Source organism: Rhodopseudomonas palustris, from assembly GCF_003226555.1.
GTDB classification, from domain to species: domain Bacteria; phylum Pseudomonadota; class Alphaproteobacteria; order Rhizobiales; family Xanthobacteraceae; genus Rhodopseudomonas; species Rhodopseudomonas palustris_I.
This window is the reverse complement of the sequence record NZ_QKQS01000006.1, coordinates 103,118-125,112: the sequence shown is the minus strand read 5'-3', so window position 1 is coordinate 125,112 and position 21,995 is coordinate 103,118. Positions and strand designations below refer to the sequence as shown.

Annotated in this window: 17 protein-coding genes; 13 read left to right on the top strand and 4 right to left on the bottom strand. The window is 66.2% G+C overall.

The genetic code is table 11. The features are described from left to right. Window positions 1-144 precede the first annotated feature (144 nt). On the top strand, window positions 145-3,267 hold the full coding sequence (locus DNX69_RS02575; protein ID WP_110784457.1) for an efflux RND transporter permease subunit: 3,123 nt from the start codon (window positions 145-147) through the stop codon (window positions 3,265-3,267). Window positions 3,268-3,501: 234 nt separating this feature from the next. Further along, complete coding sequence (locus tag DNX69_RS02570) at window positions 3,502-3,717, top strand: hypothetical protein (RefSeq protein ID WP_234826823.1); 216 nt, start codon at window positions 3,502-3,504, stop codon at window positions 3,715-3,717. On the opposite strand, the gene DNX69_RS02565 is transcribed toward DNX69_RS02570, so the two are convergent. Beyond that, complete coding sequence (locus tag DNX69_RS02565; RefSeq protein WP_110784455.1) at window positions 3,714-4,709, bottom strand: helix-turn-helix transcriptional regulator; 996 nt, start codon at window positions 4,707-4,709, stop codon at window positions 3,714-3,716. The two genes, DNX69_RS02570 and DNX69_RS02565, sit on opposite strands and share 4 nt — an antisense overlap. 260 nt (window positions 4,710-4,969) lie before the next feature. On the opposite strand from DNX69_RS02565, the gene DNX69_RS02560 reads away from it, so the two are divergent. From DNX69_RS02560 to DNX69_RS02530, 7 genes are all read left to right on the top strand, one after another. Then, a complete protein-coding gene (locus DNX69_RS02560; protein ID WP_234826822.1) occupies window positions 4,970-7,105 on the top strand; it encodes a TonB-dependent receptor in 2,136 nt (711 codons plus the stop codon). Window positions 7,106-7,313: 208 nt separating this feature from the next. Further along, a complete protein-coding gene (locus DNX69_RS02555) occupies window positions 7,314-9,677 on the top strand; it encodes a TonB-dependent siderophore receptor (RefSeq protein ID WP_165825168.1) in 2,364 nt (787 codons plus the stop codon). 9 nt (window positions 9,678-9,686) lie between these two features. Further along, a complete protein-coding gene (locus DNX69_RS02550; RefSeq protein ID WP_110784452.1) occupies window positions 9,687-10,622 on the top strand; it encodes an alpha/beta hydrolase in 936 nt (311 codons plus the stop codon). A gap of 29 nt (window positions 10,623-10,651) precedes the next feature. After that, entirely contained in the window at window positions 10,652-11,818 is a 1,167-nt protein-coding gene (locus DNX69_RS02545) for an ABC transporter substrate-binding protein (RefSeq protein WP_110784814.1), read from the top strand. Further along, window positions 11,815-12,873 (top strand): FecCD family ABC transporter permease, encoded by a 1,059-nt coding sequence (locus DNX69_RS02540; RefSeq protein ID WP_110784451.1) that lies wholly within the window; start codon window positions 11,815-11,817, stop codon window positions 12,871-12,873. The genes DNX69_RS02545 and DNX69_RS02540 overlap by 4 nt, the downstream gene beginning before the upstream one ends. Next, entirely contained in the window at window positions 12,870-13,697 is an 828-nt protein-coding gene (locus DNX69_RS02535) for an ABC transporter ATP-binding protein (protein ID WP_110784450.1), read from the top strand. Before DNX69_RS02540 ends, DNX69_RS02535 begins: the two co-directional genes overlap by 4 nt. Before the next feature lie 2 nt (window positions 13,698-13,699). Next, complete coding sequence (locus tag DNX69_RS02530; RefSeq protein WP_110784813.1) at window positions 13,700-14,599, top strand: siderophore-interacting protein; 900 nt, start codon at window positions 13,700-13,702, stop codon at window positions 14,597-14,599. Window positions 14,600-14,632: 33 nt separating this feature from the next. On the opposite strand, the gene DNX69_RS02525 is transcribed toward DNX69_RS02530, so the two are convergent. From DNX69_RS02525 to DNX69_RS02515, 3 genes are all read right to left on the bottom strand, one after another. Beyond that, entirely contained in the window at window positions 14,633-16,051 is a 1,419-nt protein-coding gene (locus DNX69_RS02525) for a TolC family outer membrane protein (protein ID WP_110784449.1), read from the bottom strand. Window positions 16,052-16,248: 197 nt separating this feature from the next. Next, on the bottom strand, window positions 16,249-17,028 hold the full coding sequence (locus tag DNX69_RS02520) for an enoyl-CoA hydratase (RefSeq protein ID WP_110784448.1): 780 nt from the start codon (window positions 17,026-17,028) through the stop codon (window positions 16,249-16,251). Window positions 17,029-17,114: 86 nt separating this feature from the next. Then, window positions 17,115-17,783: a hypothetical protein gene (locus DNX69_RS02515; protein ID WP_110784447.1), complete on the bottom strand. Its 669-nt coding sequence runs from the start codon at window positions 17,781-17,783 to the stop codon at window positions 17,115-17,117. Window positions 17,784-18,035: 252 nt separating this feature from the next. On the opposite strand from DNX69_RS02515, the gene DNX69_RS02510 reads away from it, so the two are divergent. The 4 genes from DNX69_RS02510 to DNX69_RS02495 all read left to right on the top strand — a co-directional run bounded on the left by DNX69_RS02510 (window position 18,036) and on the right by DNX69_RS02495 (window position 21,978). After that, window positions 18,036-18,581 carry a sigma-70 family RNA polymerase sigma factor gene (locus tag DNX69_RS02510; protein WP_110784446.1) on the top strand — a complete coding sequence of 182 codons (546 nt, stop codon included), beginning with the start codon at window positions 18,036-18,038 and terminating at the stop codon, window positions 18,579-18,581. Window positions 18,582-18,583: 2 nt separating this feature from the next. Beyond that, the gene (locus DNX69_RS02505; RefSeq protein WP_110784445.1) at window positions 18,584-19,222 is read left to right on the top strand and encodes an NrsF family protein; all 639 of its coding nucleotides are present in this window, start codon (window positions 18,584-18,586) and stop codon (window positions 19,220-19,222) included. Between the two features lie 92 nt (window positions 19,223-19,314). Then, on the top strand, window positions 19,315-19,698 hold the full coding sequence (locus tag DNX69_RS02500; protein WP_110784444.1) for a DUF2946 family protein: 384 nt from the start codon (window positions 19,315-19,317) through the stop codon (window positions 19,696-19,698). 57 nt (window positions 19,699-19,755) lie between these two features. Beyond that, the gene (locus DNX69_RS02495; protein ID WP_110784443.1) at window positions 19,756-21,978 is read left to right on the top strand and encodes a TonB-dependent receptor family protein; all 2,223 of its coding nucleotides are present in this window, start codon (window positions 19,756-19,758) and stop codon (window positions 21,976-21,978) included. Window positions 21,979-21,995 lie beyond the last annotated feature (17 nt).

The window sequence follows — 21,995 nt, the reverse complement described above, 5'->3', positions numbered from 1 at the left end:
ACGTCACACGCCGCGCGGCTCTTCCGCCGGCGTGCCTGCCTCTGCCCGTCGTCGCACCGTTCGTTCGAACCGCCCGCGCCGATGATCGACACACCCGCCGGACCCGCGTTGCGCAGCCTCGGCCTCCCTTGAAAGGTCCGGTCCATGGGCCGCCTCGTCGAATTCGCGGTCAACCGCCGTTTCCTGATGCTCGCCCTGTTCGTGCTGGTGCTCGCCGGCGGCGTGGCGGCGTTCGAACATCTCAACATCGAAGCCTATCCCGATCCGACCCCGCCGATGGTCGACATCGTCACCCAGAGCCCCGGGCTGTCGGCCGAAGAAATCGAGCGCTACATCACCATCCCGATTGAAACCCAGGTCTCCGGCATCAAGAACCTGAAGACGATCCGGACGATCTCGCTGTACGGCCTGTCCGACGTCAAACTGCAGTTCTCGTTCGACTACACCTACGAGCAGGCGCTGCAGCAGGTGCTCAACCGGCTGTCGCAGCTGCCGCCGCTGCCGGGCAACGCCCAGCCCGGCATTTCACCGCTCAGCCCGATCGGCGAGATCTTCCGCTATCGGCTGGTCGGCCCGCCCGGCTACAGCGTGCTCGATCTGAAGACACTGCAGGACTGGGTGCTGCAGCGCCGCTTCCGCGCCGTGCCCGGTGTGATCGACGTCACAGGCTGGGGCGGCAAGACCAAGACCTACGAGGTCCAGGTCGATTTCAACAAGCTGATCGCCTACGGCCTGACGCTGCCGCAGGTGCTGCAGGCGGTGTCCAACTCCAACATCAATGTCGGCGGCAACACCGTCGACATCGGCGCGCAGTCCGCGGTGGTGCGCGGCGTCGGCCTGATCCGCTCGATCGACGATCTGTCCAATACGATGATTTCCTCCAACGGCGGCAATCCGGTGCTGGTGAAGGACATCGCCAAGGTCAGCGTCGGCGAGAAGCCGCGGCTCGGCATCGCCGGCATCAACAACGACGACGACATCGTTCAGGGCATCGTGCTGATGCGGCGCGGCGAGCAGAGCTCGCCGACGATCGCGCGGGTGGAGCAGGCGGTCGCCAAGATCAACGCCTCCGGCGTGCTGCCGCCCGGCGTGCGGATCGAACGGATCTACGACCGCAAGGATCTGATCGACACCACCACCCACACCGTGCTGCACAACATGGTGGTCGGCATTCTGCTGATCGTGCTGCTGCAATGGGTGTTCCTCGGCGATCTGCGCAGCGCGCTGATCGTCGGCGCGACGATTCCGTTCGCGCTGTTCTTCGCCGTGATCATCCTGGTGCTGCGCGGCGAGTCCGCGAACCTGTTGTCGGTCGGCGCGATCGATTTCGGTCTGATCGTCGACGCCACCGTGATCATGGTCGAGGCGATCTTCAGACGGCTGTCGCATTCCACGGTGCTGTCGCCCGAGGAGCGCAACGAGATCTCCGCCGACACCATCATGGGGATGAAGAAGCACGCGATCCGCTCGGCCGCCGCCGACGTGTCGCGGTCGATCTTCTTCGCCGCGGCGATCATCATCGCGGCGTTCCTGCCGCTGTTCACGCTGTCGGGTGTCGAGGGCAACATCTTCGGCCCGATGGCGCGCACCTATGCCTACGCGCTCGCCGGCGGCCTGCTGGCGACCTTCACGGTGACGCCGGCGCTGAGCGCCATCATCCTGCCGCATCACGTCAAGGAGACCGAGACCTGGCTGATGCGGATGCTGCACAAGCTGTACATGCCCTGGCTCGGCTGGGCGGTGAAGAACCGGCCGATGGTGATGGCCGGCGCGTTGGGCCTGGTGCTGGCCACGGTGATCGCCACCCGCTTCCTCGGGCTCGAATTCCTGCCGAAGCTGGAGGAGGGCAATCTCTGGATCCGTGCGACGCTGCCGCCGACGATCTCGCTCACCGAAGGCAACGGCTACGTCAACCAGATGCGCAAGCTGATCGCCAGCTTCCCGGAGGTCGAGTCGGTGGTGTCGCAGCACGGCCGCCCCGACGACGGCACCGACGCCGCCGGCTTCTTCAACGCCGAGTTCTTCGCGCCGCTGAAGCCGGCGTCGAAATGGCCGGGCAGTCACGACAAGGATGAACTCACGGCGCGGATGCTGAAGCAACTACAGGCGAAGTTTCCCGGCGTCGAGTTCAATTTCTCGCAATATCTGCAGGACAACGTCTCCGAGGCGGTGTCCGGCGTGAAGGGCGAGAACTCGATCAAGCTGTACGGCAACGATCTCAAGGCGCTCACCGAGACCGCCAACCAGATCAAGGCGGTGCTGGCGACGGTGCAGGGCGTGCAGGACCTTGCGGTGTTCACCTCGCTCGGCCAGCCGACCATCCAGATCGACGTCAACCGGGAGCGCGCCGCGCGCTACGGGCTGACGCCGGGCGATATCAACGCCACCATCCGGGTGGCGATCGGCGGCGACAGCGCCGGCGATCTGTACGAGCCCGGCAGCGACCGGCATTTCCCGATCATCGTTCGGCTGGCCCCGGAGTATCGCAAGAGCGCCGAGGCGATCCACAATCTGCGGATCGGCGTGCAGGGCCCGAACGGCATCACCCAGATCCCGCTCAGCGAGCTCGCCGACATTCAGCTCGTGTCCGGCGCCGCCTATATCTATCGCGAGGATCAGGAACGCTATCTGCCGATCAAGTTCTCGGTGCGCGGGCGCGATCTCGGCAGTGCGATCCAGGAGGCGCAGGAGAAAGTCGCCGCCCAGGTGCGGTTGCCGCCCGGCTCGCGAGCCGAATGGGTCGGCGAGTTCGGCAATCTGCAGGATGCGATCAAGCGGTTGTCGATCGTCGTGCCGATCAGCCTGGCGCTGATCGGCGTGCTGCTGTTCTTCAACTTCGGCTCGCTGATCGACACGCTGCTGGCGATGAGCGTGATCCCGATGGCGATTTTCGGCGGGGTGATGGGCCTGCTGATCAGCGGCATTCCGTTCAGCGTGTCGGCGGCGATCGGCTTCATCGCGCTGTTCGGCATCGCGGTGATGGACGGCATCATTATCCTGTCGCAGTACAATCAGCTGATCGATCAGGGGCTCGACCGGCTGCGCGCCGTGGTCCGAACCGGTGAGCTGCAGCTTCGGCCGGTGCTGATGACTTGCGTGATCGCCGGTGTTGGCCTACTGCCCGCGGCGATGTCGAGTGGCATCGGTTCGCAGGTGCAGAAGCCGCTGGCGATCGTGGTCGTCACCGGCATGATGCTGGCACCGGGGGTGATTCTGATCACGCTGCCGGTGCTGATCTCGTATTTCTCCCGGCGCCGCACAAACTAGTCACGCCCGCGGCGGCGACCTGGTAATCGTGCGAAGTTCGCCACGCTTGTGGCGAGATCGTGTTGATAATACGCGCTGACTTCGCGTGCTAACATTTGTGACGCGGCGGTGACGTCCAGTCGCGTCGATACATCGCAGTCGCAGCTTGACCTGCGTCAAGGAGGAGAGGTGAAGTCGTGGCACCATTCGGCCATGGCTAAGCTCCTGGTTTACCGATGTCCTCAGAACGGTCTGATGACTCAGACCTGGATCGCCGACGAAGTGGTCGGCGGGGAGCGGCCGACCTACGAGCAGGTTTACTGCCTGGCATGCTCGCAGCAGCACTTCATCAGCCTCGCGACCGGCCGCGCGCTCGGCGACACCGCCGCGGTCACCACCGCGACGCGCAGCCCGGGGTTCCCGCCGCGATCGTCTGAGCTTGTCGAGGGACACGGTCCCGCGGGGCCTTAGTAGCGCGCGCGGATCTGGCGGGGGCTGATGCCGAAGCGCCGGCGGAACGCGGTCGAGAAGTTCCCGAGAGTACGGTACCCGACCATATGGGCGACTTCGCCGACCGACAGCGTATCGCGTTCGAGCATCTCGCGCGCATAGTCGAGCTTGCGGCCGCGAACGTAGTCGAAAATCGTCGTCCCGTGCAGCACGCGAAAGCCGCGTTGCAAGCTGCCGGGGTTGAGCCCCGCCGCTGCCGCGATGGTCTGCAGCGTCAGTTCCTGGTCGAGATGGGCGTCGATGAACGAGCAGGCGCGCTGCACGCAGCGGCGATGCGCCGGATGCAGCACTGTGCCCTCGAAGCACGCCGACGCATCGGTGATCGCCTGCAGAGCGTCCGCCACCATCTCGATCGAGCGGGACTCAAGATACAGCCGCTCCAGCGGTTCGGCGAGCGGCGGCGGATTGAGGATCTGCTCGGCGATCGCGATCAGACGCGGTGTCGCCTTCCAGCGCCGGGTGGCGAGATGGCCGCGGAGAAAGCGCAACGCCTCGGCGCATGCCGGTGAATCCGCCAACGCCTCCTGGTCGAGCCATTCCGGGCTGAGCGTGACGTTGACTTTGCGGATGTGAGCGCCTCTGACCGACTGTCGGGCGAAGCTGTCGAACTTCGAACGGGCGATCGCGACCGCTTCGATCTCGTGTGCGCCTTCCGTGCTGCCCAGCTCCATCGGATGGCCGCCCAGGCAGACGTGGACGCAGCCTTGCAGGAACAGCGCCACGGTGAGGCCGGGCGGCTGCGCCGCCTCGGTGTGCAGGTCGTGGATCTCGCGCGTATCAGTTGTGTGCAGCGTCAATCCCTGCCGCAAGTGAATTCGGCGAAATTCTCCGACCAGGATCGGCGAACTACCTGCCAATCCCGGCGTCACCAGCCGAAACGCGCTGTCGGAGGCGCCGGCCAGGCGCTTGAGATCGTCGGCGCTGACGACCTTCCGTTGCCGGTCCGAAAGCATCGATCACCCTTGAGCTTCACGAATTGCAAACCAGCAGCATACACCAGCCCGGATCAGGATTGTCCTGCCTGCGACCTATAACGTCTCTAGATTAGCTGCCGGGCCGATCGCCCCGACATCGGCGCTCGGCGGCGAACTGGAAGGATTTCAAGCTCCGGCAAAGAAGAATCACGTCCGCGCAATACTCCCGCCCATGGCCGTCAGGCGACACGTTGTCGTAACTCATCCCGCTAGTTGAACTCGGCAGTGGGGAATGAGTGATGCGAAATCGAGCGGCGACAAGTCGGCATCCGCGATCGGTGGCAGGCCAATTGGCGACGACGCTGGGCGCGCGCAGTATCGGCACGTTGTCGATCCTGTCCGCGATCGCCACCGCGCCGGCATTCGGGCAGGCCGCTGCGTCGTCGTCGGGCGCAGGCGGCGGAATCCCGCTCGACGCGATCGTCGTCACCGGCGAAAAGGTCGAGCGCGACCAGAAGAACACCGCCTCGTCGGTTTCGGTGATCACCGAGAAACAAATCGAAACCGAGAAGACGGGCGACGCCTCGGTGTCCGAAGTGATCAACGGCGTCCCGAATGTCGTCTACACCGACACGGTCAGTGCGCCGGTGATCCGCGGGCAGGACACACAGGGGCCGCTGACCGGCCAATATTCGTTCTGGGGCGGCACCGTTCCGCGCGCCACGATCAACCTCGACGGGCACTATCTCAGCTACAGCGAGTTCTATTTCGGCGCCACCTCCGCCTGGGACGTGAAGAACATCGAAGTGTTCCGCGGCCCGCAAACCACGTCGCAGGGGGCGAACGCCATTGCCGGCGCGATCATCGTCAACACCAAGGATCCGACCTTCAAGCCGGAAGGCGCCTATCAGGCCGAGATCGGCAGCTACAATTCGCGGCGCACCTCGGTGGCGGTGTCCGGTCCTCTGATCAAAGACGAATTGGCGGCGCGGCTCGCGATCGACTATTCGGGCCGCGATACTTTCATCGACTACGTCAGCCCGAACTTCCAGCGGGGATTGACCGACCAGGATTTCCGGTCGCTCGACGCGCGATTCAAACTGCTGTGGCTGCCTCAGGCGATCCCCGGCCTCGAGGCGAAGCTGACCTACGCGCATAATTCCAGCAATCGTCCCGGCCAGGAGGCGGCGTCGGCGCCCTACGAGAAGCTGCAGCACATCACCACGACGATGCCGACCTGGAACCAGGTCAACGACACCGGCATCTTCGATCTGAAGCACGATTTCTACAACGGGTTCAAGCTGTTCAATCAGGTGCAGTACACCGGCTCGTCGGTCCATCGCGTCGCGCCGGTGGCCTCGAACGGCAATGCCGATATTGAGCGGAAGAACGTCTCCAACGAAACCCGCATGACGTTCGGCGACCAGGGTTCGGTGCTCAGCGGACTTGCCGGCGTCTACTACGGCTACACCAAAGCCGACGAGATTCTGTATCTGAGCGGCATCTCGACATTCGACGACCGCAAGACCAATCTCGGCGTGTTCGGCGAACTGACCTATAGGCTCACCGATCGCTGGACGTTGACCGGAGGGCTGCGCTCCCAGCACGATCATATCCAGCGTGCAGGCCTGTCCGTCTACGCGCCGCAGCGGATCGACTACGACAACACGTTCACCGCGCTGTTGCCGAAGCTGTCGGTGTCCTATGCGCTCACTCCCGAACTGAGCGTCGGCGCGCTCGTCAGCCGCGGCTACAATCCAGGCGGCGTGTCGCTCAATCTCAATTCCCGGCAATGGACCGCCTTCAAGGAGGAATCGCTCTGGAACTACGAGCTGTTCACGCGTGCGAATCTGCTGAACGACACGCTCACGGTGAACGGCAACTTGTTCTTCATGGATTTCAAGAACGCCCAGTACAACATCCCTGTGGTGATCTCGACCGGCATCGCCCAGACCTACGTCATCAATGCCGAGAAGGCGCACGCCTACGGCCTGGAGTTGGCGGTCGACTATCGGATGATCGACGGCCTGACTCTGCGCGCGGGTGCCGGTGTGTTGCGTACCAGGATCGACGAAATTTCGAGCAACGTCAGCTACGAGGGCAACGAGTTCGCGAGATCGCCGGGCTACATGCTGAGTTTCGGCGCGAGCTGGGACGCGACCGACAAGCTCAACGTTTCGGGGCAGGTCCGTCACCTCGACAAATACTATTCGGACGTCGCCAACACCGCGAAATACGCCATCGATCCATACACCGTGGCCGACCTTCGCGTCAGCTACAAGCTCCATCAGATGGCGGAGATTTACGGCTACGTGAAGAATGTCTTCGACGAGCGCGCTCCGACCTACATGCAGGAGAATCGCGGCATCGGCGGCACTGAGGCGAGCATGACCGAGCCGAGGATGTTCGGAATCGGCATGCGCGGCAGCTTCTGAGCGGGGCTGACTGGTCAGGCTGTCCATGCAAGCGGCGTCACTCAACTGCGGAGCGGGTCGGTGTGGATTGGAACGATTCCACGTTCTGGCAGAGAAGAATCGCGGCTGCGCAGAACTCCCGGTATGGCTGCGCTGCAGCACCTGCCGTAACTGATCCTGCTCATCAGCTTCATCAGCAAGTGGGGATCGAGTGATGCAGGAGCGGGGCATGGCGGCGCGGGGATGGCTGGCGGCCGTCGGTGGATTGGCGGTGACGTTGGCGGTGCCGGCGGACGGCCATGCCCAGACGGCAACGCCGTCGGCGTCGCGGTCGTCGCTGCCTGCGGTGGTTGTCGATGCGCCGAGCCGCGCTCGTCCGGCGGCCCGACCGCAACCCGCGCGCAGCGCCAATCGCGCCGCGGTCCGGCCCCAGCGCAGCCGCACCACGACGGCCGCGCCGCCGACCGCGGCGACCGCCACCAGCGCGGCGGAGACCGCGACCGGGCCGGTCGCCGGCTATGTCGCCGGCCGCAGCGCCACCGGCACCAAGACCGATGCGCCGCTGATCGAAACGCCGGCGTCGGTGTCGGTGGTGACCCGCGATCAGATCAGCGATCAGGGCGCCCAGAGCGTATCGCAGGCGTTGCGCTACACCGCCGGCACCTTCGTCGATCTGCGTCCCTCCAGCCGCTACGACATCGTTCCGGTCCGCGGCTTCGGCAACAACAACGGGGTGCTGCAGAACTTCGTCGGCTTCCAGGACGGGCTGAAACTGCAGCGCGGCATCTCGTTCGCAGTGCCGACCGTGGACTCCTACGGCCTAGAACGCATCGAGGTGCTGCGCGGGCCGGCGTCGATCCTGTACGGCCAGTCGAGCCTCGGCGGCCTGGTCAACCTCGTCAGCAAGAAGCCGACCGAAAAGGCGTTCGGCGAGATCGAACTCAGCGGCGGATCGTGGGATCGCAAGCAGGCGACGTTCGATTTCGGCGGGCCGGCCGATGCCGAGGGCAAGTGGCTGTATCGAATGACCGGGCTGGTGCGCGACTCCGGCACCCAGGTCGACGACACCAAGGACCAGCGCTACATGATCGCGCCGGCGCTGACCTATCGGCCCAGCCTCAACACCTCGCTGACGGTGCTGGCGAACTACACCTACGATCCGAACAGCTGGTACAGCGTGTTCCTGCCGCAGCGCGGTACGGTCGAGTCCAACCCGTTCGGCCAGATCCCGACCAGTTTCAACGCCGGCGATCCGACCTATGAAGTGTTCAGCCGCAAACAGGCGTCGGTCGGCTATCAGTTCGAACACCGCTTCAACAATGCGTTCGCCGTCCGGCAGAACGTCCGCTACATGAACCTCGCCACCGATTTTCAGGGCGTGTCGGTCAGCGGCTTCGGCGCCAATCTGCACACCCTGACCCGATCGAAATCCAAAGTGGTCGAGCAGGTCGACACCTTTGCGATCGACAATCAGGCCGAAGCCAAGTTCCTGACCGGGGCCTTCAGCCACACCGTGCTGTTCGGTGTCGACTATCAGTACGCCGACGCCTCGCGGCTGCTCGGGTCGTCGACGGCGGTCCCGACGATCGACTTTCTCAATCCGGTCTACGGCACGATCACGGCGCCGCCCGCGTTCCAAACCGACGCCTCCCAGGTCAACACCCAGTTCGGCGTGTATCTGCAGGACCAGATCAAGTTCGACCGGCTGGTGCTGATGGTGAGCGGACGCCACGATCACGCCGGCTTCGACTATCGGCAGACCACGCTGGCCACCAATGCCCGGACCCTGGCGTCGCAATCCGACGACGCCTGGACCTATCGGGTCGGCGCGCTGTATCATTTCGACAGCGGCTTTGCCCCGTATGTCAGCTACTCGACCTCGTTCGAGCCGGTGACCGGCACGGTGCTGAGCTACGACAAGACGGCGTTCAAGCCGACCACAGGCGAGCAGATCGAAGGCGGTTTGAAATACGAGTTGCCGGGCCAGTTGCTGGCGACGGTCGCCGGTTACGAGCTGACCCAGCAGAACGTGCAGACGCCTGATCCGGACCCGACCCACATCGGTTGCGCGAGTGCCACCGCGCGCTGCAACGTCCAGACCGGCGAGGTGCGGACGCGCGGCGTCGAGGTCGAGGTGAAAGGCAGCCTCGCGTTCGGACTCGATCTGATCGGCTCCTACACCTACCAGGACATGAAGATCACCGCGACCAACACCGCCGCGGAGCTCGGCAAGCGGCCGGTGCAGGTGCCGGAGCATATGGCGGCGCTGTGGGGCATGTATCACTTTAAGCATGTGGCCTCGGGTCCGCTCGGCGGACTGAGCCTCGGTGCCGGCGTGCGCTATGTCGGCGAGAGCTTCGGCAATTCGACCAACACCCTGGTGGTTCCGAGCTTCACCGTGGCGGACGCGGCGCTGCACTACGATCTCGGCTATCTGTCTCCGTCGATGAAGGGGACACGGTTCTCGATCAACGCCAGCAACCTGTTCGACAAGGTCTATGTCGCCTCGTGCGGCGTCGGCACCAGCTTCGATGCCGGCTGCTACTACGGCCTGCGCCGCACGGTGCTGGCGACGCTGCGGTATCGGTGGTGACAGCTCGGCATGAATGCGATCGGACAGACATCGAGCGTGCGTGCCGTGCCGGAGGAGGCTGACCGTCCGCCTGTCGGGCCTGGTTATGTCGTGCCCGGCAGCGAGCGGATCCGGGTCGTCTCCGCCCAGGGACAGCCTTACGATCTGATGATCGCGGCGCCGGTCGGGCCGCCTGCCGATGCCGCCGGCTATCCCGTGCTGTATCTGCTCGACGGCAATGCGGCGTTCGGCACCGCCGCCGAGATCGTCGGAATGCGCTCGCGCAAACCGGAGTCCACCGGGATCGTTCCGGCGGTCGTCGTCGCGATCGGCTATCCCGGTGATCAGCCGTTCGATCTCGACCGCCGGGCGGCCGATTACACGCCGCCGGTGACCGCGACCGAGCTGCCGCCGCGGCCGGACGGATCGCGCTGGGGGACAGTCGGTGGCGCCGACACGTTTCTCGCCTTCCTGCTCGATGTCGTGCGGCCTTTGATCGCGCGGAAATTTCCGGTCGACCCGCAGCGGCAGGCGTTGTTCGGCCATTCGTTCGGCGGACTGTTCGCGCTGCACGCGCTGTTCACCCGTCCGGATGCGTTCAGTCACTATATCGCTGCGAGCCCATCGATCTGGTGGCATCGCTACGTCGCCGACGACTATGTCGCGGCGTTCGCGGAGCTGGTCCGCACCACCGGCGTCGATGCCAAGGTGCTGGTCACGATCGGCGAGCTCGAACAGCGGCTGACGGTCGCCGAAGCGAGCGCTGCGGAGACGGCGACGCGCGCGGCGTGGAAGCGGCGCAACCGGATGGTCGACAACGCGCGCGAACTATCCGATTGGCTGGCCGCGTTGCCGGGGCAGGGGCCCGAAGTTTGCTTTGCGATGTTCGCCGGCGAGGACCACGGCTCGGTGGTTCCCGCCGCCCTGAGCCGTGCGGTCGGCTTCGCGCTGGCACGGCGGCCGTGATGATCGGCCGAACCGAGAGAGAAGAGAACATGAAACTGAGCTCGTTGATCGTCGCCCTGATGACCGGGCTGTTGGTCGCGATCGCCACACCGGCCGCCGCAGGGACGATCACCGTGCACGACGTCGCCGGGCGCGACGTGACGCTGGAGGCTCCGGTCAAGCGCATCCTGCTCGGCGAAGGCCGGCAGCTCGTGGCGCTGGCGCTGCTGCATCCGCATCCGGCGTCGCTGCTGGCGGCGTGGTCGGCCGATATGCGGCGGCAGGACGAGCGGCTATACGATCTGTATCGCGCGAAATTCCCACTCCTCGATCGTGTGCCGTTCATCAGCCGCGGCAGTCCCGACACGTTTTCGGTCGAGCAGGCGCTGGCCGCAGCCCCGGACGTGGCGATCCTGAGCGGCGGTTATGGTCCGTCTCGGCGGTCGGACGATGTCGTCCACAAGCTGGAAGCTGCCGGCATTCCGGTGGTGTTCATCGACTTTGTCGAGGATCCGCTGACCAACACCGTGCCGAGCATGCGCATCCTCGGCCGGCTGCTCGGCGAAGAGGCGCGCGCCGAGCAGTTCATCGCGTTCTATCAGTCGCACATGGACCGCATCACCAAGCGGTTGGCGGAAGCCAAGCCGCCGCTACCGAATGTGCTGATGCACGCGCATGCGGGGCACATGGAGTGCTGCAATTCGCCGGGCCGCGTGACGATCGGCGCATTCATCGACATTGCGGGTGGTCACAACATCGCGGTCGACGTGCTGAAGCAGCCGGCCGGCCGGCCCAGCCTCGACGAGACGATGGCGCGCGGTCAGCTCAGCCTCGAATATGTCTTGGCACGCGATCCCGACGTCTATGTCGGCACCGGCGGGCTGCATCTGCAGGCGCTCGGCGGATTGGTGATGGGGCCGGGCGTCGATCCGGCCACCTCGCGCGAGGACCTCGCCAAGGTGGTGAGCAAACCTGGCCTCGACGGCTTGCGCGCGGTGCGGACCGGCCGCGTGCACGGCATCTGGCATCTGTTCAACAACGTGCCCTTCAACTTCCTGGCGGTCGAAGTGATGGCGAAGTGGTTTCACCCCGATCTGTTCAAGGACGTCGACCCGGACGAAAGCCTGCGCGAGCTCAACAGCCGCTTTCTGCCTGTGCCGCTGGTCGGCACGTTCTGGATCAGCCTCGATCCGAAACCGGCGGAGCGCGGCCGATGAGCGATCTCACCGCACCGGCGCAAGCGATCGTCGCCGGGCATCTGCGGCGCACGCGCCGCCGCGCCGCCGTCGTGGTGCTGCTGGGGATCGCCGCGATCATCGCGCTGCAGCTCGATTTCGGCACCGGTCCGTCGTCGCTGACGACGGCAGATCTGCTGCGCGGCCTGTTCGATCCGTCGAGCCTCAGCCGATCCTCGGCGGTGATCGTCTGGGAGATTCGTCTGCCGCAAGCGCTGATGGCCGCGTTGGTCGGCGCGGCGCTGGCGGTGGCAGGCGCCGAGCTGCAGACCGTGCTGGCCAATCCGCTGGCGAGCCCGTTCACGCTCGGCATGTCGTCGGCCGCGACCTTCGGCGCGGCGCTCGCGATCGTGCTCGGCATCGGCATTCCCGGCGTGCCGCGGATCGGCATCATCTCGACCAATGCGTTCGTGTTCGCGTTCGGGTCGGCGCTGCTGATCCAGGTGCTCGGCCGGTTGCGCGGCACCGATGGCCAGACCCAGGTGCTGTTCGGCATCGCGCTGTTCTTCACCTTCAACGCGCTGGTCGCGATCATGCAGTTCATCGCCACCGAACAGGCGCTGCAGCAACTGGTGTTCTGGACGATGGGCAGCGTCACCCGCGCCAACATGCAGAGCGTCGCGGTGCTCGCGGTGGTGGTCGTGCTGACGTTTCCGCTGGCGATGGCGTCGTCGTGGCAGCTCACCGCGCTGCGGCTGGGGCAGGACCGTGCCTCCAGCTTCGGCGTCAACGTCCGGCGGCTGAAGCTGTTCGCGCTGCTACGCATCTCGATCCTGACCGGCGCTGCCGTCGCGTTCGTCGGCACCATCGCCTTCATCGGCCTGGTCGGTCCGCATATCGCCCGGCTTCTGGTCGGCGAGGATCATCGCTTCTTTCTTCCCGCCAGCGCCTGCGCCGGCGCGCTGGTGCTGTCGCTGGCGTCCTGTGCCAGCAAGCTGATCATTCCCGGCATCGTGCTGCCGATCGGGCTCGTCACCTCGCTGATCGGCGTGCCGTTCTTCCTGGCGCTGATCCTGATCCGGCGGGGGCGCGAATGACCGGGCCCGACCTGCTGATCAAGGGACTATCCACCGGCTATCCGCGCCGCCCGGTGATCCGCGACCTGACGTTACCGCCGCTGCCGACCGGCAAGCTGATCGCCTTCGTCGGTCCGAACGCTGCCGGCAAATCCACGCTGCTGATGGCGCTCGCCGGCCTGCTGCCGTCGACCGGAACGATCGCGCTGGGCGATCATGAATTGTCGGCGCTGTCGGCGCGTGATCGCGCCAAGGTGATGGCGTTCACGCCGCAGACGCTGCCGCAGGGTGTGGCGCTGACGGTGATCGAGTCGGTGATCGTCGCGCTGCGCGCCTCGGCGACGGCGGAGCCGCATCTGCCGGGCGGGTCCGCCGCGCATCGGGCCGCCGTGGCGCTGGATCGTCTCGGCATTTCCGACCTCGGGCTGGAGTCGCTCGATCAGCTCTCCGGCGGCCAGCGTCAGTTGGTGAGTCTGGCGCAGGCGCTGGTGCGCGACCCGCGCCTGCTGCTGCTCGACGAGCCGACCAGCGCGCTCGATCTGCGCCACCAGATCGTGGTGATGGACACGCTGCGCCGGCTCGCCGGAGAAGGCCATCTGGTGATCGTCGTGCTGCATGATCTCAATCTGGCGGCGCGCTGGGCCGACTACGTCGTGGTGTTCGATCATGGCGGCTGCGCGGCGGCGGGAACGCCGGCCGAGGCGCTGACCGCGGCGACGATTGCCGACGTCTACGGCGTCGTCGCGCGGATCGAACCGGGCGAGCAGGGCCGCCCTCACATCATCATCGAAGGCGTATCGCCGTCGCATCGCGATGCCGCCGGGCTGCGTAACAGGAGTGTGTGATCATGACGCTTGTGGTCGAACCGAAGATGGCGCCGAAGCGCTTCCGCGATGTCCGTGTGCTGCACGTCGTGCGCAATCGGCTGCTGACTCCGAACATGCGCCGGATCACGCTCGGCGGCGACGAACTCGAGAATTACGGCGACGGACCGAACATCAAGCTGCTGGTGCCGCCGCCCGGCGTCACCGAGCCGGAATGGCCGCTGGCCGGCGAGGGCGGCCGGCCGATCTGGCCGGCGCCGGACAAATGCCCCGCACTCCGCACCTATAGTCTGCGCCGCTACGATCCGGTGGCGCGGGAGATCGACGTCGATTTCGTGATGCACGAGCACGGCGTCGCCTCGCGCTGGGCGGGGAACGCCAAGCCCGGCGATCTGCTCGGCGTCGGCCTGCCCGCCGGGCTCACCGTGGCGCCGGCCAAATGGTATCTGCTCGCCGGCGATCACACCGCGCTGCCGGCGATCGCCCGGATCATGGAAAGCCTGCCGCCGACCGCGCGCGGCCGTGCCTTCATCGAAGTGCCGGGCCCGGCCGACGAGCAGCCGATCGACTGCCGCGCCGACATCGAACTCACCTGGCTGCATCGCAACGGTGTCGATCCCGGCGATTCGACGCTGATTCAGGACGCGGTGCTCGGCATGGATTGGCCGTCGCCGGACGATGGCTTCGTGTGGATCGGCTGCGAATCCGCCACCGTCCGCCGGCTACGCGCCCACGCGCGCAAGCAGCGCGGGTTCGGTCCCCGCCAGGTGCTGGCGATCGGTTACTGGCGGCGCGGCATGACCGAGCCGGCCTATGCCGATGCGTTCCGCAACGATCGCGACGACGAATACTTCGCGATGCTGGACGAGCATCACGGCGGCCACGACCATCACCATCACGACGGTGAACATCATCACCACTGATCCGGTTCGGATCGGTGGCGCGAAGGGATCGGCTCACTCCCCCGACGGGGTGCGCAGGCCGTGCCAAGCGTCGCGGACTTGGTGATAGTGCACTTCCGGCAGATAGTCCGGGGTGTTCAGGCCGAGCGTCTGCACGTCGAGCCGGCCGATCGCGCTGAGCAGGGTGTAGGAAGCGACGACACGGTCGCGCTGCGCGCCGATCAGCCGCGCCCGCGCCTGGATCACGTCCTGCTGGGAGTTGAGCACGTCGACGGTGGTGCGCTGGCCGCCCTGGGCTTCGCGGCCGACGCCCTGCAGCGCGATCTCGGCGGCGCGGACTTCGGACTCCGCGGCGCTGACCGCGATCTTGGCGCCCTCGTTCGACACCCAGGCGCCGATCGCCGCGGTGCGGGTCTGACTGCGCACCAGATCGAGCACCGACCTGCTTTGCGCGGCGAGTTCCTTGGATTGCCGGGTCTGCGAGGCGGCAGTGCCGCCGTCGTAGATCGGCGCGTTGATCTGGCCGATCAGCGAGGCCTGGTCGGTGCCCAAGGTGCCGAGCGTCGAATCCGCTTGGCGGCTGCGGCTGGCGCTGCCCTGCAGGGTTACGGTCGGCAGCAGCGAACCCTCGGCGACCCGGATGGTCGTGGAGGCGACGTCGACATCGTAGCCCGCCGCCAGCACTGCCGGATTGCCCTTCGCCGCCAGCGCGATCGCGTCCTCGCGGCTGCGCGGCAGCAGCCGGTCGACCGGGGAGGCCGGGCTGAGCTTGCCGGGCAGGTTGCCGATTACCGCCGCATAGGTCGCCTGGCTGATGGCAAGATTGACCTCCGCGGCGTTGAGGTCGGCGCGGCCGCGGTTGAGCCGGGCTTCAGCCTGGGCGGTGTCGGTCGGGGTGACGTCGCCGGCATTCAGCCGCTTGTTGGTGATGTCGAGAGTCTGGCTGAGAAAGTCGACGTTGGCCTTCTGTGCAGCCACCAGCGCCTGATTGGCCAGCACGTTGGTATAAGCGGTGACCGCGTCGAGCAGCACGCCCTGGCCGACATTGCGCAGCGCCTCGCGGCCGGACTTCACCTGCAGTTCGGCGACGCGCACGCTGTTGGCGGTGCGGAAGCCGTTGAACAGCGTCTGCGTGACGGTGACGCCGATCGTCCACGGCTTCAGCGTATCGCTTTGAAAGGTGTTGCCGGGGAGCAGGTTGCGAACCTGCTGCAAACCCACCCCGAGCGACGCCATCAGCTGTGGCCGGTAGCCGGCAAGCGCCTGCGGGACGTTCTCGTCGGTGGCGCGCTGGCGGGCGCGTTCGGCGATCAGTTGCGGGTTGGATTGGTACGCCTTGACCAGCGCGTCGGTGAGTCCTTCGGCCGATACCGGTCCGGCCGCTGCGACGCCGATCGCGGCGGCAACCCCCAGGGTCCACGCCGAACGATGTGCGCGATGCGCGCTGCCAACGAGTGTCGTCCACCAAACCATGCGGTCCCGCGCCCTCCTGGACATCCGCCCCGTGATGCCTGCGCGTTTGTAGAACGCACTGCAGCGCGAGGCAATCAGTGGGCGGGAAAGGCGACGGTTGGCCGCCGAGGTGTTGTGATGCGGCAACGCTGCGACGATCGGGCGCGTGGTCTCACGCGCCTTTGAGGTCGTGACTGCGGCAATCCGTCAGCGTGTTGTCAGCGGTTCTGATTGTTCGGCTTGCGCTTCTCGATAAACGCCGCCATGCCCTCGGCGCGATCGTCCAGCGCGAAGGTCGAGCGGAACAGGTCGCGCTCGACCGCCAGGCCTTCGGCCAGCGTGGTTTCCAGCGCACGGTTCACCGCGCTCTTGGCCATCGCGGCGGTGGGGCGCGACATCGTGGCGATCTTCTCGGCTGCGGCGACGGCTTCTTCCATCAGCTTGTCGGCTGGCACGATGCGGCTGACGAGCCCGGAGCGCTCGGCTTCTTGCGCATCCATCATCCGTCCGGTGAGGCACAGATCCATCGCCTTGTACTTGCCGACCGCGCGGGTCAGGCGCTGGGTGCCGCCAATGCCCGGAATGGTGCCCAGGGTGATTTCCGGCTGACCGAACTTGGCGGTGTCGGCGGCGATGATGATGTCGCACATCATCGCCAGTTCGCAGCCGCCGCCGAGTGCGTAGCCGGCGACCGCGGCGACGGTCGGCTTGCGGCAGCGCGCCAGACGATCGCCGCCGATCGAGGTGAAGTCCTCGTTGAACATGTCGATGAAGCCCTTCGGCTGCATCTCCTTGATGTCGGCGCCGGCGGCGAACGCCTTCTCGCTGCCGGTGATCAGGATGCATCCGATCGTATCGTCGGCTTCGAGATCCTCGACCGCAGCACCGATCTCACGAAACACGCCGAACGACAGCGCATTCAGCATCTTCGGGCGGTTGAGCTTGATGATGCCGACCGCGTTCTGACGTTCGACGATGATGAATTCGAATGTGCTCATGATGCATGTCCCCGGGAAGGCCGACCGTGGCCGCGGGCAATCTGCCCGCTGCCGCCAGCGGCTTCAAGGGGTGGGCAAGTGCGTCGTCAGGCCATGAACATCCGCGCCGCGGAGGCGAGGGTGAGAAGGCCGCCGGCGGCGATAAAGATCTTGCCGATCAACGATGCCTTGTCCCAGGCGTCGTCGTGTTCGGTGGCCTGTGCTTGCGGCTGAGCTTGCGCGACCGTGGCGGCTTCGTTGGCCGCCGGTTGCTGGGGCTGAACCTGGGCCTGCATTTGCGCGGCGTCGGTTGCGGCGCGGTCGAGATCGTTGACCTGATCGGCGGCGATCACCTCGGGCGCGCTCGGCGTGGCGGAAGGGGCCTCGGCCTGCTTGGCCGGTTCGGCGGCTGCGCCGGTCTGGCTGCTGCCGACTTCGGCGGGAGTGGCTTCGGCGTGGGCGTTGGCGATCGAGGCCGGCAGCGCGCCGCTGGCGTCGGCAAGCGGCTTGGGTTCGGTCTGCGGCGTGTTGGCGGCACGGTCTTCGTCGACCGGCGATTTGACCACCGGCTTGGCCGCGGAGTGCTTGGCCTTGGCCGGCTTGGCGTGGTGCCTGACGATCTTCTTTTTCGGCGAGGGTTTGGCGGCGCTGCCGCTGTCGCTGGCGGCCGTCTGCGGTGCCGCCAAGCTGGGAGTTGCTGGCGCGACGCACCACAACCCCACCGTCAATCCTGCTGCTATGACCAGAGCCGAGCGCCCGCTGGCTTTGATGTCCATGACATTCTCCCCATTTGCCAGCCCGGCCGTCACAAAGCGCAGTGCGGTGGCGTCAGCGGGGCCAAACCATGAGGAATCATTGCCGATCCGCGGCAACATCTTGGCAGCGATGGGGAAGATGGTTGGCGCTGGCCGAACAATGCTATGAGTTCGCCCGGCCGTGGCATCGCCTCCCGCCCGGTCACGGTAGCGTGATCGTCCGGAAAGCGTAACGAACGGCCGTCGGAGCCGAACTGTCTTGCGGGAGCGTGCGTGCACGGACGTGACGACGAATGGACGGAACTGATGCTGTCGGCCAATGCCGGCGACAGCATCGCCTATCGGCGCCTGCTGGAGGCCGTCACGCCGGTGCTGCGCGCAGGGGCGCGTCGCGGGCTCGCGCGAGCCGGACAACCCGTCGATCAGGCCGAGGATATCGTGCAGGAAATTCTGCTCGCCGTGCATCTGAAGCGGCACACTTGGGATTCCGGCGCGCCGTTCGCGCCGTGGCTATTCGCGATCGCTCGCAACAAGCTGATCGACACGCTGCGTCGCCGCGGCCGCCGGGTGTTCGTCGATATCGACGACTTTGCCGAGACGCTGGCGAGCGAGCAGCCGCGCGAAACACTGCCGGCGAGCGAAGTGACGAAGCATCTCGAAGCGCTGCCGCCGCGGCAGCGCGAGGTACTGCAATCGATCGCGGTCGACAGCGCCTCGATCAAGGACACCGCGGCGAAGCTGTCGATGACCGAGGGCGCGGTGCGGGTGGCGCTGCATCGCGGCCTGTCGGCGCTCGCCGCCAAACTGAGAACGGTGTGACCATGGAAACCGATCGCCTGATCCAAGCGCTCGCCGCCGACGGCGCCGACCGCGACCGGCCGGTGGGGCAGGTGCTGGCCGCCTCGCTGCTGGTCGCGCTGCCAGTATCAGCCGCGCTGCTGCTGTCGACGCTCGGGCTTCGCCCCGATCTGTCCGCGGCGATGCACAATCCGTTCTTCGATTTGAAGTTCGTTGTGACGCTGACGCTGTCGCTGTCGGCGATCATCGTGGCGCTGCATCTGTCGCGCCCCGAGGCGACTGCGAAAGGCTGGCGCCTGTTGCTGTTGACGCCGCTGGCGATTCTCGGCCTTGCGATCGGTGCAGAAGCGATGTTGCCGCATCGCACCTCGGCGATGACGCGGCTGGTCGGGCATAATTCGATGCTCTGCCTCGGCGCGATTCCGGTGCTGTCGCTGCCGATCCTCGGCGCGGCGCTGCTCGGTCTGCGGCGCGGTGCACCATCGCATCCTGCATTGGCCGGCGCGGTTGCCGGGATGCTGTCGGCCGGTCTCGCCGGCACGCTGTACGCGGTGCATTGCGTCGACGATTCGCCGCTGTTCGTCGCCACCTGGTACACGCTTGCGACCGCGATCGTCGCCGCCATCGGTGCGCTGCTCGGGCCGCGGGTGCTGCGCTATTGAGGCAATGCCCGGCTCGCCTCCGGGATGTAACTGATTGCGAATGAATTTGACTCGCTTTGTGCCTGTGGTAGCAAAACACCAAGGGGCGCTGAATGAGCGGGTTTTCACGACGGCGGGCGAGGGCGTTGGTGGCGGCATGGATCGCCGCCTACGCGCTCGTGTTCAATGTCGTCCTCGCCAGCGCGCTGCTTGCCAGCCAGTCGCCGACGCAACTCCTCACCGGCCACGAATTCTGCTTCGCTGCTGCCGACGCCGATAGCGCCTCGGGTGATGCCGGCCAGCCGGCCAAGGCCGTTCCGATCCGCTGCCCGCTGTGTCTCGGCCAGCATGTCAGCGCAACCCCGCCGCCGCTGCCTCCGGCGCTGGCGATCCGGGTCGCATTCAGCATTCGCTACGAAGTCCCGCGTGCGGCGCCGTTCGTCGCGCTGCAGCCGTCGCTCGATTACCAGCCACGCGGTCCGCCGGCCCTGACCTGACGATCGCGCGTTCGCACGCGCCCGCCTCATCGTCCGATCAGTTGCCGGAGTTATCTGATGTCATCCGCATGTCCGCGGTCACGCAGCCGTGTGCTCGCGCACGCCACCGCGCTCGTCTCCACCTGCCTCGTCGTCCTCCCCGCCGCGGCGCAAAGTCGCCCCGATAACACCCTGCCGTCGGTCACCGTGCAGGCGCCCGATCAGGCCACGCGGCCCGCACCGGCGCGTCCAAAGCCGCGCGCGACGTCGCGATCCACCCGCGCTGTGCGGAGCGTAGAGCCCGCCGCGCAGGCGCCAGCCGCGTCGGCCAACGAGGTCGGTCGCGGGCCGGCGTTGACTGTGCTGACGGTGCAACAAGCGCTCGCCGACATCCAACAGACGCCGGGCGGCGTCGCGTTGGTGCCGGCCAACGCCTATCGCAACTCGACGGTGGCGAACACCATCAAGGACATTCTCGACTACGTGCCCGGCGTGTTCGCGCAGCCGAAATGGGGCGACGACACAAGGTTGTCGATCCGCGGCTCGGGCTTGTCGCGCAACTTCCACCTGCGCGGCGTGCAGCTCTATATGGACGGCATCCCGATCAATACTGCCGACGGCTACGGCGATTTCCAGGAGATCGACCCGACCGCCTACAACTACGTCGCGGTGTACAAGGGCGGCAACGCGCTGCAATACGGCGCCAATTCGCTCGGCGGCGCGATCAACTTCGTCACCAGGACCGGCCGCGATCCGTTCCCCAACGGCGTCAGCGTCGATGCCGGCGCGTTCGGCTATCGCCGGCTCCAGGCCAATGCCGGCGGCGTCAACGGCGCTTGGGACGGCTACGTCACTGCGTCGACCCAGGCTGCCGAAGGCTTCCGCGATCACAGCGACGGGGAGGCGCACCGGCTCAGCGCCAATGTCGGCTACCAGATCATGCCGGATATCGAAACCCGGTTCTATCTGAATGCCAACCACGTCCGGCAGCGGATTCCCGGCAGCGTGACCAAGGACGGGGCGCTCAATTCGCCGCAGACCGCTGCGGCCGGCAATCTCGCGCTCGATCAGCAGCGCAACATCGACACCATGCGGCTCGCCAACAAGACCACGATCCGGTTCGACAACACGGTGGTCGACTTCGGTGCGTTCGGCGTCGATCGGCATCTGATGCATCCGATCTTCCAGTGGCTCGATTATCGCTATCAGGACTACGGCGGATTCGCCAAGGTCACCGACGATCGCATCATCGGCGGTTATCGCAACCGACTGGTCGCCGGCGTCAATCTGCTCAACGGCCGGATCGACAACAAACAATACGTCAACGTCGTCGGGCAGAAGGGCGCGCTGGCATCGTCGTCGCTCGACAAGTCGACCAACACCAGCGTCTTCGTTGAGGACTCGTTCTACTTCCTGCCCAACGTCGCCCTAATTGCCGGCACGCAGTTCCTGCATGCCACCCGCGACCGCCAGGATCGCTTCCTGTCGGACGGCGATCAGTCCGGCTCGACCACGTTCAATCTGTGGAGTCCGAAGGGCGGGTTGCTGTGGCAGATCGATCCGACCTGGCAGGCGTTCGCCAATATCTCGCGCAGCGCCGAGGTGCCGAGCTTCGGCGAAAGCGCGTCGGGACCGGGGATTCCGTTCATCCCGTTCACGAGTATCCGGCCGCAACGCGCCACGACCTACGAGATCGGCACCCGCGGTCGGCGGCCAGATTTGACCTGGGATCTCAGCCTGTATCGCGCCGAGATCAAGGACGAGCTGTTGTGCCTGTACAGCGCGTTCGGCAACTGCAACGTCACCAACGCCGACCGCACCATGCATCAAGGCGTCGAAGCCGGTCTCGGCGTGACATTGTTGAAGCATCTGTTCGAGCGCGCCGGCGCGCCGGACCGGCTGTGGCTGAACATGGCCTACACGCTGAACGACTTCCGCTTCGACGGCGACGCGAGGTTCGGCAACAATCTGCTGCCCGGCGCGCCGCGGCACTATCTGCGCGCCGAGCTGCTCTACAAGAACCCGAACGGCTTCTATGCGGGACCGAACGTCGAGTGGGTGCCGCAGGCCTACTACGTCGACAGCGCCAATACGCTGCAGACCGAACCCTACGCGCTGCTCGGCCTCAAGGCCGGCATCGACAATGGCGGGCCGTATTCGATCTACATCGAGGGCCGCAACCTGCTGAACAAGACCTACATCGCGTCGGCCAGCATCATCGACAAGGCGAACGGCAATTCGCCGCTGTTCGAACCCGGCACCGGCCGCGCCGTCTATGCCGGCTTCAAGGCGCGCTGGTGATGCGCGCGATGATTGGT